We start from the raw sequence: 12,345 nt of genomic DNA on the forward strand, positions 1-12,345 counted from the left end.
GAGGTATGCGACGTGACGCCCAAGCCACCCGCCGCCGTCTGCTCGACGCGGCGGCGGCCGAGTTCGCCGCGCGCGGCATCGCCGGAGCGCGCGTCGACCGGATCGCGGAGGCGGCGGAGTCGAACAAGGCGCAGATCTACCACTACTTCGCCAGCAAGGACGGCCTGTTCGACGCCGTCTTCCACGACCTGGTCATGACGACGCTGCGCGACGTCCCGATCGACCCGACCGACCTGCCCGAGTACGCCGGCCGCCTCTTCGACGGCTACCAGGCCCGCCCGCACGTCCAGCGGCTCGCCACCTGGCACCGGCTCGAACGCTCCGGCACCGCCGACACGATCGACATCGTCGCGCAAAGCAACACCTCGAAGGTGGAGGCGATCGCGAAGGCGCAGGCCGAGGGCCTGCTGCCGGACCGGTGGACGGCCGTCGAGCTCCTCGCGCTGGTGCTGCACATCTCCGGCCTCTGGTCGGGGATGACGCCGGAGTACGCGGCGCTCGTCGACGACGTCGACAACACCCGCCGCAGACGAGTAGTGGTCGAGGCAGTGAGAGCCCTCCTCACCTGACCGGGTGCGGGCCGGCTGAGGGGAGGGCAGGAAAGCCACTTTCCGGCCCTCACAGGGCAGGAAAGTGGCTTTCCTGCCCTTGCGTGCGGAACGCACGGATCCCCGAGGGCCTGGCTACTGGCCAGCCAGCAGTCCACGCACCGCGTCGATGGTGTCCGCTTCCGCCGGCGTCTTGTCGGGCCGGTAGCGCACGACGCGGGCGAAGCGCAGCGCCACGCCGCCGGGGTAGCGGGTGCTGCGCTGCACGCCGTCGAGCTCGATCTCGACCACCAGCTCCGGGCGCAGCAGCACCTCGTGGCCCTTGTCCTCGCGGACGAGCGCGGGGAACGTGCTGGTCTGCCAGGCGAGCAGCTCGTTGGTCATGCCCTTGAAGGTCTTGCCGACCATGATCGGGTCGCCGCCGTCGGGGTCGCGGGCGCCGAGGTGGATGTTGGAGAGCGAGCCGGTGCGCCGCCCGTAGCCCCACTCGGCGCCGAGCACCACGAGGTCGAGCGTGTGCACGGGCTTGACCTTCTGCCACGCCCGCCCGCGCCGGCCCGCGGCGTAAGGGGCGTCGAGCGCCTTGACCACCACCCCCTCGTGCCCGGCGTCGAGCGCGGCCGCGAGCACGTCGGCGGCCTCCTCGCCGGACGGGCGCTGCGCGCCGGGCATCCGGTGCGCGCCGGCGACCCGCTGCAGCGCGTCGAGGCGCTCGGCGAGCGGCGCGTCGAGCAGGTCGGCGCCGTCGAGGTGCAGGCAGTCGAAGAAGTAGGGCCGCAGCAGCTCCTCGCCACCCGCGCTGCCGAAGCGGCTCATCGTCTCCTGGAACGGGCGCGGGCGGCCGTCGTCGCGCAGCGCGAGCGTCTCGCCGTCGAGCACGACGGTCGTGCACGGCAGCCCCTTGACCAGTTCGACCAGCTCAGGGACGGCCGCGGTGATCTCGCGCAGCGTGCGCGTCCAGACCTTGACCTCGCCGTCGGCGCTGCGGTGCACCTGGATGCGCGCGCCGTCGAGCTTGTACTCGACGCACGAATCGGCGCCGATGTCGGCGAGCGCGGCGTCGAGCGACTCGGCGGGGGAGGCGAGCATCGGCCGCACCGGGCGTCCGACCTGCAGCGAGACCGCGTCGAGCGCCGCAGCGCCGCCCGCGATCGCGAGCGCGGCCGTCTCGGGCAGCCGGCCGGAGAGGAAGAACGCCCGACGAACCGCCGCAGCGGGCACCTCGGCCGCTGCGGCGACGGCGTCGAGCATCACGCCCTCGAGCGCGCCGTGGCGCAACTCGCCACCGAGCAGGCGAACCAGGAACTGCTGCTCTTCGGCCGTCGCCGCGCCGAACAGTTCGCCGAGCAGCGCGGCTCGGCGCGCCACCGACCCGGTGCCCGCGGTGCCGGCGAGTTCACCGAACGTGGCGTCGACCGCCGTGACCTGCAACGACGGCTCGGCGGCCGGGTTCGAGGCGAGTCCGGAGAGCGTGCGCCACCCGGTGCCGACCCGGCCCTGCCGTAGCTCGCCGGAGAGCCACGCCGTCGCGACCGGCACCTCGTCGGGCGCCGCCGCCCGCAGCAGCCCGGCCAGCGTGGCGATCTTCGACTTGCGGGAGCGGGTGGCCCCGACCGCAGCCGAGGCGGCGACGACATCGGAGAGCAGCACCGGGCCATCCTCCCAGCCCACCCCGACAACCAGCCGAAACTTCCCCACCGTTTTGCCTACTTACACACCCTGGGAGGTGTGCAGGTTGGCAAAACGGTGGGGAACTTCTAGCTGTTGTCGACGCTGACGGTGGTCTGGTCGCCGATCCCGGGCAGGCCGGGGCGGGTGACCGCGTCGACGGTCAGCTCGCCCACCTCCGTGGTGACGACGAGCCGGGTCACGGCGCCGAGGAACGTGCTGGTCAGCACGGTGCCGGGGAACCCGTCCGGCGCGCCGACGAGCAGCGACTCCGGGCGCACCTGCATCGTGAGCTTGCTCGTGTAGGCGCCCTCGGCCGGCTCCGGGACGACGATCCGCGTCCGCCCGTCCTCGATCTCCACCGGGACCTCGTTCATCACGCCGACGAACTCCGCGACGAACGGCGTCGACGGGCGCTGGTAGACCTCCTGCGGGGTGTCCACCTGCTCCAGCCGCCCCTTGTTCAGCACGGCGACCCGGTCGGCGACGGCGAGCGCCTCCGACTGGTCGTGCGTCACGAACAGCGTGGTGATCCCCTCGGCGAGCTGCAGCCTGCGGATCTCGTCGCGCAGCTGCACGCGGACGAGCGCGTCGAGCGCCGAGAGCGGCTCGTCGAGCAGCAGCACCGACGGCGAGATCGCCAGTGCCCTGGCCAGCGCGACCCGCTGCTGCTGCCCGCCGGAGAGCTGGTGCGGGTAGGAGCCGCCGCGGTCGCCGAGCCCGACCAGCTCCAGCAGCTCGGCCGCGCGCCGGGTGCGCTCCGCGGCGCCGACCTTGCGCATCCGCGGCCCGAACGCCACGTTCTCCGCCGCGGTCATGGTCGGGAAGAGCGAGTACGCCTGGAACACCATGCCGGTGTCGCGCTTCGCCGCCGGCACGGCGGTGACGTCCTTGCCGCCGATCAGGATCTGCCCCGACGTCGGCGTGTCGAAGCCCGCGAGCAGCCGCAATGCCGTCGTCTTCCCGCAGCCGGACGGCCCGAGCAGCGCGAGCAGCTCGCCCTCGCGCAGGGTGAGGTCGAGCCCGTCGAGCGCGTGCGTCTCGCCGTAGCTGCGCCGCACGCCGCGGAACTCCACCGCGACACCGCGCGCGGTCGCGGCCGGCGACTCGTCGACGGCTTCGGTCACGTCGGTCATGCAGAACTCCTCTTCCGCGCGCCGCCCGCGAAGGAGACGGCGAGCAGCAGCACCCAGGCCAGCAGCAGGCTCGCGAGCGACAGCGCGACGGAGACCCCCGCCGCGCTGCGGCCCACCTCGACCACGGCCACCGGGAACGTGTCGGTGTAGAGCAGGATCCTGGCGATGACGATCTCGCCGAGGACCAGCGCGAGCGTCAGGAACGCCGCGCCGAGCACCGCCGTGCGGATCGCCGGCAGCACCACGCGCAGCAGCGTCGACGGCATGCCGGCGCCGAGGTTGCGCGCGGCCTCGACGAGCGTCCGCAAAGGGATCGCGGCCAGCCCGTTGTCGACGGCGCGGTACGCGAACGGCAGCGCCAGCACCACGTAGAACGGCGTGAGCGCGGTGACCGACGACGCGAAGAGCGCCCTGAACACCGGCCCGCCCAGGTTGGCCTGCACGAACGCGATGCCGGCTGCCATCACCACCGGCGGAACGACGATCGGCAGGATCGTCGCGCTCTCCAGCAGCCCCGCGATCGACGGGAACCGCAGCCGCACCCACACGGCCGTCGGCACCACCAGCACGAGCGTCACGACGGCCGTGAAGATCGCGATCTGCAGCGAGACGAGCAGCGACGAGAGCAGCTCGGGGTCGGTCGCGATCGCGAGGTAGTTGGCGAACCCGTACCCGCTGCCGGGGATGCGCAGGCTGAACTCCGCGGCGGAGAGCAGCGGCACCAGGAAGTAGATGCCGGCGAGCACGAAGACGACGACCCGCCAGCGCCGCCCGCGTGTGACGGCGGGCTTCACCGCGGGGCCCAACGCGAGGCGCGGCGCTGCAGCCACAGGTACCCGACCATGACGATCGCGATCACGATCACCATGTCGAACCCGAGCGCCAGCCCGACGTTCTGCTGGTTGGCGATCACGTTGCCTGACAGCGCCGACGCGATTGCCGTCGGTACCAGCGGGATCGAACCGCTGGTCAACGCCAACGCGGTGGCGTACGCGGCGAACGCGTTGCCGAAGAGCACGAGCGTCGCGCCGCCCAGCGCCGGCAGCAGCGCCGGCAGCGCGACGTGGCGCCAGTACGCCCACGACGACGCGCCGAGGTTCTCCGCGGCCTCCCGCCACTGCGGCTGCAACCCCTCCAGCGCCGGGGTGATCAGGATGACCATCAGCGGGATCTGGAAGTAGATGTATGTGAGCGCGAGACCGGTCAGCGAGTCGATGCGGAACCCGGTCGCGTACAGGTCGACGCCGACACCGCGCAGCACCGCCGTCGCCAGGCCGGTCTGGCCGAGCGCCGCGATGAACGCGAACGCCAGTGGCACGCCGCCGAAGTAGGCGAGCACCCCGGACGCCGTCGAGACGATCCGCCGCAGCGGGCTCTCCGGCGCCGAAGTGATCACCGCTTGCGCCAGGAACGCCCCGAACACCGCGCCGATCACGGCGGTGAGCGCGGAGATCATGACGCTGGACCCGAAAGCGGCTTGGAACTGCGGCTGCGTGATCGACGCGATGACGTTGTCGAAGGTCGGCAACCCCTCCGGCGTCGACAGCGCGCCGCTGATCACGAAGTACAGCGGGCCGCCGAGGAACAGCAGCATGTAGCCGAGGAACGGCACCAGCCCGAGCACCGCGGTCCACGACCGGGCGGCCCGCACCGGCCGCGCGTCCTCGGGAGGCGCGGCCGGTGCGTCGAGCAGGCTGGTCACGGAAGGACCGGGTGGACAGCGGTGACGGCGATCATGAGGTCGCCGCAGCCCACTTCTCCCCGACGGCCTTCTTGGCCGCGTCGGTCTGCGCTTGCGTCGGGACCACCGGCGATCCGCTGACCGGCGGCAGCGCGCTGAGCAGCGCCGGGTCGGCCGTGCCCGCCTTCTGCATGTCGGCGAGGCGGATCGGGCGCGCCTTGCCGGCCAGCCACAGGTTCTGGCCCTCGTCGGAGTAGAGGAACTCCTGCCAGAGCCGCGCGGCGGCGGGGTGCGGCGCGTTCTTGTTGATCGCCTGCGTGTAGTAGTCGGTGAACAGCGCGTCGGTCGGGACGGCGACCTTCCACTCGAAGGCGGCCTTGTTCTTCGCCGCCTCGGCGACGTTCAGGTAGTCCCAGTCGAGCACGATCGGCGTCTGGCCGCTCTGGATCGTCGCCGAGTTCGGGTCGATCTTGAGCAGGTTCCCGCTCTTCGAGAGGTTGCCCCAGAACGTGAGACCGGGGCCGATGTCGTCGAGCGATCCACCGTTGGCCAGCGAGGCGGCCCACACCGAGGCGAAACCGGACGCGGCCTGCGTCGGGTCACCGTTGATCGCGACCTTGCCCGCGTACTCGGGCTTCGCCAGGTCGGCGATCGTCTGCGGGCAGACCGTGACCGCCGAGGCGTTGCAGCCGATGGAGAGGTAGCCGCCGTAGTCGTTGACCCAGGCGCCGTTCGCGTCCTTGTTGGCCGTGGGGATCGTGTCCCAGGTCGCCACCTTGTACGGCGCGAAGAGGTCGACGTTGCCCAGCGCGAACGACTGCCCGAGGTCGAGCACGTCGGGGGCGCGCTCCTGGGTGCCGAGCTGCTTGACGGCGTTGATCTCGTCCTGGCTGGAGCCGTCGGGGTTGGCCGACTCGACCTTGATCCCGTACTTGTCCGAGAACGTCTTGATCAGCGCGCCGTAGTTCGCCCAGTCCGGAGGCAGCGCGATGACGTTCAGCGTGCCTTCCTCCTTGGCCGCCGCGACCAGCGCGTCCATGCCGCCGCCGGCCTGCGCCGACGTCGCGCTCGTCCAGCCGGCACCGCCGCCGCTTCCGCCTGCGGGCGCGTTCGCACCGCCACCGCCCGTGCTCACGCAACCCGCGGTGGCCACAGCCAGCACCGCGCCGATACCGGCTACCAGCGCTCGACGTCGAAATACGGTCATGCAAGAACTCCTCGGTGCGTGCGCACCGGCGTCCGCCGGGCCGGGCGAGCGTGCAGTGCGGACGTGGCTGGACCATTGCGTCTGTTTGTCGCGGGAATGTATCGCTGGTGTCAGGACATGGCGAGACTCGATCAGGTCACAACCGGGCGTGGCCGCACACGAAGTTCCCCACCGTTTTGGGCACATGCGCGCGATTTGGGCGCGCATCCACCCAAAACGGTGGGGAAGTGGCGTCAGGCTGCGGAGGTGGCGCCGCCGCCGTTGCCGTTGCCGGTGGCCTCCTGCATGAGGTCGATCACGCGGACGGTGCCGACGCAGACCTCGTTGTCGGCCACCAGCACGACGTCGTCGTACGTGCGGCCGCGGTCGCCGGAGAGGCAGCACTCCAGCGCGGTGCGGACGTCGGCGTCGATCGAGATGATCCGCGGGCCGTCGGCCAGCGCGAGCGCGGGCCGGTTGGCGTAGAGCGACCGGCCGAAATGCCCGGCGACGGCCATCGTGAACCGCTCGCGGTCGAGGTAGCCGACGGGCCGCTGGTGCGTGTCGACGAGAACCACGCCGCCCGCCTGCGGGTGATCGTGCAGTGCTTGGCGCACGCTCTCGGTGTTCACCATCTCCGAGAGGCACACCGCAGGCTGGGCGAGCGCGGCGAGCGTGCGCGCCGGGGGAGGCGGCGCGACGCGGGGAGCGGACGACGAACCGGCGGTTCGGCCGGCCTGCAGCAACGGCTTCGGACGGGGGACCGTTGCGTGGATGCGGGGCATGAGGTCGGGGTGCAGTGCGATCCCCTGCGTCGACGGGCGCTGGCGCATCTCCGCGATCAGCGGCCCCTGCGCCCACGGGATGCCGTGGTCGCGGACCGCCGCGAGCTCGTCGGGGTTGGTGATGCCGACCGCGGAGATCCGCACTCCGACGGCACGGCAGACGTCGCAGAGCGCCTGCACGACCGTGCGGGCGCGCGCCTCCCACGGGAGTCGCTCGACGAGGCCGGCGTCGATCTTGACGAGATCGGGCTCGAGCTCGGCGATGAGATCGAGCCCGAAGCCTCGTCCCGCGTTGTCGAAGGCGATGCCGAAGCCGTCGTCGCGCAGCTGCTCGACGGACTCCACGAACGCGTCGGGCGGAGCGGCCGAGAGTGCCGGGTTGATCTCCAGCAGCACCGGGAGCACGGGGCGGCCGTTCGCCCGCACCTCGAGCGACGAGCGCAGCTGCTTGATCCGGCGGCGGGCCGACACGACGGTGTCGGCGAGGACGTCGATGTGGACGGGAACGCTCGGGTCGTAGTCGGTCGCGTGCAGGACTGATGCGATGGCGATGCCGGAGTCGAACTCAGCGAGCTGGCGGGTGCCCCACACGGCGTTGCGGGCTACCACCTCGGTCTGGTCGCGCGCCTGACAGCGGCGGACCTCCATACCGACCGGTCGACCGTTGCACAGATCAAGCAACGGTTCGAACGCGAACCGGCCGACATCACTCATCGTCACTCCTCCCCGAGGGTGTCGACAACGAATGGGAGCACAGTTGCACGTGCAGGTGCATGAACGGAAGAGCAACTGTGACACGGAGCGATGAAATGGGCCATACGGGTGAGGCCGACTCGCTCATCTGGACTTTCATCGAACTTTTCAACGTTCAACCGGACCGTTGGTAACGGATGATCTAGCGTACGGTGCGCGATCGGTTACCCGAAACGGCCCACACAGCGTGACACATCTGATAGGGCCGAACGGGCCAATCTCAGGATCGTCCGCCTCGCGCCATCGCCAGCACGTCGAGCGCCGCGTCGAGCTGCTCCTCCGTGAGCTTCCCGGCGGCGACGTGCCCGCGCTCGACGACGACCTCGCGGATCGTCTTGCGCTCTTTGAGCGACTGCTTCGCGATCGAAGCAGCCTCCTCGTAGCCGAGGTAGCGGTTGAGCGGCGTGACGACCGACGGGGACGACTCGGCGTACTCGCGGGCCCGCTCGACGTCGGCGGTCGCGCCGGCGACGACCTTGTCGGCGAGCAGCCGCGCCGACGCCGCGAGCAGCCGCGCCGACTCCAGCACGTTGCGGGCCATCACCGGCATCATCACGTTGAGCTGCAGGTTGCCCTGCGTGCCGGAGAACGCGACGGTCGCGTCGTTGCCGATCACCTGCGCGGCCACCATCATGGTGGCCTCGCAGATCACGGGGTTGACCTTGCCGGGCATGATCGAGCTGCCCGGCTGCAGGTCGGGCAGGTGCAGCTCGGCGAGCCCGGTGCGCGGCCCGGAGCCGAGCCAGCGGATGTCGTTGGCGATCTTGAACAGCGACACCGCGACCGTGCGCAGCGCGCCGGACGCCTCCACCAGCCCGTCGCGGGCGCCCTGCGCCTCGATGTGGTCGGTGGCCTCGCTGAGCACGTCGAGCCCGGTCGCGGAGCGCAGCTCGGCGACGACCGCCGCACCGAACCCCTCCGGCGCGTTGAGTCCGGTGCCGACCGCCGTGCCGCCGATCGGCAGCTGGGCGAGCCGGGGCAGCGCCTCGCGAACCCGCGCGGCGCCGTACTCGGCCTGTGTCGCCCACCCGCCGGCCTCCTGGCCCAACGTGATCGGTACGGCGTCCATCAGGTGCGTGCGCCCCGCCTTGACGACCTCGGCCCACTCCTCGGCGCGGCGGCGCAACGTTGCGGCGAGGTGGTCGAGCGCGGGCGCGACCTCGTTGGCGAGCGCCTCGGTGGCGGCGAGGTGGATGGTGGTCGGGAAGACGTCGTTCGACGACTGCGACGCGTTGACGTGGTCGTTCGGGTGCACCTCGACGCCGGCGCGCGCCGCGACCGAGGCGATCACCTCGTTCGCGTTCATGTTGGAGCTGGTGCCGGAGCCGGTCTGGAACACGTCGATTGGGAAGTGCGCGTCGTGCTGACCTGCGGCGACCTCGTCGGCGGCGGCCGCGATGGCGTCGGCGAGCTCCGGCTTCAGCACGCCGATGCGCCCGTTCACGCGCGCCGCGGCGCCCTTGACCAGCCCCAACGCGCGGATCTGGGCACGTTCGAGGCCGCGTCCGGAGATCGGGAAGTTCTCCACGGCCCGCTGCGTCTGCGCCCGCCAGAGCGCGTCGGCCGGCACCTTCACCTCGCCCATCGTGTCGTGCTCGATGCGGAAGCCGGCCTCGTCGTCGCTCGCCATGAGGCCAGTCTTCTCCGGCCCGGGCCGGAGCGCACCGGGTAGTGAGGGCCATCGCACGACCGGTCAGGTGACAGATGCCGCCGCGTTGCCGCTCTTCGTAGCGTCGGGCTCGAAAGGGGTGGTCGCAGTGGTGATCGAACTGGACGAGGTGCGGCGCTGGATCGCCGCGAACGCCCGGCCCGTCGACGCGCTCGCCGAGCTGGTCGGCGACGCGGTGGTCGTCGGGATGGGCGAGTCGACGCGGGCGGGGCACGAGGTGATGCGGGCTGCCGAGGGGATCGTCCGGCGGCTCGTGGCGGAGAAGGGCTTCCGGGCGCTCGCGATACAGGACGACGAGACGGTCTTCGGCGGGCTCGACGCATACGTCCGCACCGGGGAGGGCGACCCGCGCAAGCTGCTCGCCGACGCGTGGCGGCCGTGGCAGAACGAGGAGCTGCTCGACGTCGTCGAGTGGATCCGCGGGTTCAACGCGGAGCACCCCGACGATCCTGTCCGGATCTTCGGGCTGACCCCGCCGGCCGCGCGGCTCGCGGACTACGACGAGGTCGCGCGGCACGTGCGCGCGGCCGCGCCGGACCGGCTCGACGAGCTGCTCGCGCACTACACGCCGATCAGGACGGCGCACGAGGTCGGGGAGCACGTGCAGATCGCGCGCGGAACGCACCCCGGGCGGCCGTTCGTCGAGCACGCGCGGGAGGCGAGGGAGCTGGTCGGCGCGCTGCGGATCGGCGCGCGGGTGCGCGAGCTCGCCGACCTGATCGTCGACTTCCACGCCAACAGCGTCGCCGGCGGGCTCGACTTCGACGCGGCCGCGGCCGCTGCCGCCGAAGCGCTGGTCGGCGTGCAGGAGCGGACCGGCCACAAGATCGTCTACTGGGAGGGGATCGCGCACATCGCGAACTCGCCCGCCGTCGACCTGCCGGCGATGGGCAAGAAGCTGCGCGGCGTCGGGTCGCGGTTGCGGGCGCACTTCGGCGCGGCGTACCGGAACGTCGCCATCGGGTTCGGCCACGGCCGCATCCACTACGACACCGTGCCGCCGGCGCCGCCGGAGTTCGTCGACGCGGTGCTGAGCGAGACCCCGGAGCCGTACCTGCTCGACCTGCACGCGGCCCGTCCGCCGCAGGTTGCGGAGTGGCTGCGCGGCCCGCACAAGATGCGGATCATCGCCGGGATCTACGACTCGGCGCACGACACCGAGCACCACATGGCCACCGGCCCGCTCGACGAGTGGTTCGACGCGCTCGTCCGCATCCCGGAGATCACCCCGACCACGCCGCTCGCCCGTCCCTGACCACCGGCACGATGTCGGCATGGCCGACGTCAGCAGGAGGACATTGCAGCTGCTCTCGCTGCTGCAGACCGGCCGCGGATGGGCCGGTGCGGAGCTGGCCGAGCGGCTCGCGACGAGCCCGCGGACGCTGCGGCGCGACGTGGAGCGGCTGCGCGGGCTCGGCTACCCCGTCGAGACGCGGCCGGGGCCCGGCGGGCACTACCGGCTCGTCGCTGGCACCGCGATGCCACCGCTGCTGCTCGACGACGACGAGGCCGTCGCCGTCGCTGTGGGGCTGCGGATGGTCGCCGACGCCGGCGACGAGACCGGCGACGGTGCGCTGCGCAAGCTGGAGCAGGTGCTGCCGGCGCGGTTGCGGCGCAAGGTGGCCGCCGTCCACCACACCACGGAGACGGCGGGCGGCGGGCCGTCGGTGCCGGCCGACCTGCTCGCGCTGGTCGGGGCGGCGGCGCAGAACCACGAGCGGATGTGGTTCGACTACCGGTCGCGTGACGGCGCATCCTCGGCCCGCCGGGTGGAGCCGTACCGGCAGGTCCTCTCCCGGCGCCGCTGGTACCTGCTGGCCTGGGACCTCGACCGGGCCGAGTGGCGCACGTTCCGGCTCGACCGGATGAGCGCGGCGCGCACGACGGGCGAGCGGTTCGAGCCACGCGAGCTGCCTGCCGCGACGGCGGCGGAGTACCTCGACGCAGCCTTGAAGGCGCCGCGGCACCGCGCAGTGATCACGTTCCTGGCCCCGCTGGAGCAGGTGGCCGACCGGATCGTCGACCGCGACGGCACGCTCGAGCCGCTCGACGCCACGCGCTGCCGGCTCACGACGTGGGTCGACTCGTTCGAGTGGCTCGCCGTCACGACCGCCGTCGCCGGCATCGACTTCCGCGTCGAGGAGCCGGCGGGGTTCACCGGCTACTGCCGGGAGCTGCGCGACCGGCTCGACCGGGCGGCGCGCTGAGGAGTCCCGCTGAAACTTCCCCACCGTTTTGTGCACCTGCGCGCTCGAACGGCGCGCAAGTGCACAAAACGGTGGGGAGATTGGGGCTAGCGGACCACCTGGACGACGTCGCCGCGGCTCAGCGTCGCGAAGTACTTCTGCGCGGCGCCCTTCGAGAGGTGGACGCAGCCGTGCGACGGCACGCGCAGGCTGCCCTGGTGGAAGGCGATGCCGCCGTTGAAGAACACGGAGTAGGGCATCGGGGCGTTGTCGAAGATCGTGCTGCGGTGGTTCTTGCTCTTGAAGGTCACCGTGAAGGTGCCCGGCGGCGTGCGCCAGCCCTTGCGGCCGTGGGTGATCGGCACGGGGCCGTACTCGATCGCGCCGTTGCGGATCAGCCACGTCTTGTTGTCGGAGAGGTCGATGCACGCCCGTGCCGTGCTCATGCACGGTGTGCCGGCGACGCGGGTCGGGGCGGGCGGGGCGGCGGGGGCGGCGGCCGCAGGCGGGGCTGCCGCGGCAGGCGGGGCCGCAGGTAGTGGGGCCGCAGGTAGTGGGGGCGCGACGGCTGCGGGAGCGGGAGCCGCGACGTCGAGCGCGGCTGTCGCCGCCCACCCCGGCACCGCTACATCCGCTGCAACGTCCACCAGCGCTTCCGTGGTTGGTGCCGCACCGGCCGCCTCGCCGCTCATCAGGCCGACGAGGGCTACCACGGGAACGAGTGCAAGAACCC

General features: G+C 72.0%; 11 protein-coding genes. 3 read left to right on the forward strand and 8 right to left on the reverse strand.

The window, feature by feature from the left end:
- Positions 1-5: 5 nt before the first annotated feature.
- On the forward strand, positions 6-569 hold the full coding sequence (locus LL648_RS28190; protein ID WP_232665774.1) for a TetR family transcriptional regulator: 564 nt from the start codon (positions 6-8) through the stop codon (positions 567-569).
- 114 nt (positions 570-683) lie between these two features.
- On the opposite strand, the gene LL648_RS28195 is transcribed toward LL648_RS28190, so the two are convergent.
- The 7 genes from LL648_RS28195 to LL648_RS28225 all read right to left on the reverse strand — a co-directional run bounded on the left by LL648_RS28195 (position 684) and on the right by LL648_RS28225 (position 9,387).
- Positions 684-2,198, reverse strand: coding sequence for an ATP-dependent DNA ligase (locus LL648_RS28195; protein ID WP_232665775.1), 1,515 nt, complete (start codon positions 2,196-2,198; stop codon positions 684-686).
- A 107-nt stretch (positions 2,199-2,305) separates the two neighbouring features.
- On the reverse strand, positions 2,306-3,352 hold the full coding sequence (locus LL648_RS28200; protein WP_232665776.1) for an ABC transporter ATP-binding protein: 1,047 nt from the start codon (positions 3,350-3,352) through the stop codon (positions 2,306-2,308).
- Positions 3,349-4,182, reverse strand: coding sequence for an ABC transporter permease (locus tag LL648_RS28205; protein ID WP_232665777.1), 834 nt, complete (start codon positions 4,180-4,182; stop codon positions 3,349-3,351). The genes LL648_RS28200 and LL648_RS28205 overlap by 4 nt, the downstream gene beginning before the upstream one ends.
- Positions 4,143-5,054 (reverse strand): ABC transporter permease, encoded by a 912-nt coding sequence (locus LL648_RS28210; RefSeq protein WP_232665778.1) that lies wholly within the window; start codon positions 5,052-5,054, stop codon positions 4,143-4,145. Before LL648_RS28210 ends, LL648_RS28205 begins: the two co-directional genes overlap by 40 nt.
- Positions 5,055-5,085: 31 nt before the next feature.
- Positions 5,086-6,240 carry an ABC transporter substrate-binding protein gene (locus LL648_RS28215; protein ID WP_232665779.1) on the reverse strand — a complete coding sequence of 385 codons (1,155 nt, stop codon included), beginning with the start codon at positions 6,238-6,240 and terminating at the stop codon, positions 5,086-5,088.
- A 233-nt stretch (positions 6,241-6,473) separates the two neighbouring features.
- Complete coding sequence (locus LL648_RS28220) at positions 6,474-7,718, reverse strand: EAL domain-containing protein (RefSeq protein ID WP_232665780.1); 1,245 nt, start codon at positions 7,716-7,718, stop codon at positions 6,474-6,476.
- 259 nt (positions 7,719-7,977) lie between these two features.
- A complete protein-coding gene (locus LL648_RS28225; protein ID WP_232665781.1) occupies positions 7,978-9,387 on the reverse strand; it encodes a class II fumarate hydratase in 1,410 nt (469 codons plus the stop codon).
- 127 nt (positions 9,388-9,514) lie between these two features.
- Between LL648_RS28225 and LL648_RS28230 the strand changes: the two genes are divergently transcribed.
- A complete protein-coding gene (locus LL648_RS28230; RefSeq protein ID WP_232665782.1) occupies positions 9,515-10,681 on the forward strand; it encodes an erythromycin esterase family protein in 1,167 nt (388 codons plus the stop codon).
- A 19-nt stretch (positions 10,682-10,700) separates the two neighbouring features.
- Positions 10,701-11,633, forward strand: a complete 933-nt coding sequence (locus LL648_RS28235) for a helix-turn-helix transcriptional regulator (protein WP_232665783.1) — start codon at positions 10,701-10,703, stop codon at positions 11,631-11,633.
- Positions 11,634-11,719: 86 nt separating this feature from the next.
- On the opposite strand, the gene LL648_RS28240 is transcribed toward LL648_RS28235, so the two are convergent.
- The gene (locus LL648_RS28240) at positions 11,720-12,325 is read right to left on the reverse strand and encodes a L,D-transpeptidase (RefSeq protein WP_232665784.1); all 606 of its coding nucleotides are present in this window, start codon (positions 12,323-12,325) and stop codon (positions 11,720-11,722) included.
- Between the last annotated feature and the right edge of the window lie 20 nt (positions 12,326-12,345).

Origin of the sequence: Pseudonocardia sp. TRM90224, from assembly GCF_021245725.1 — a bacterium.
Classification (GTDB): Bacteria; Actinomycetota; Actinomycetes; order Mycobacteriales; family Pseudonocardiaceae; genus Pseudonocardia.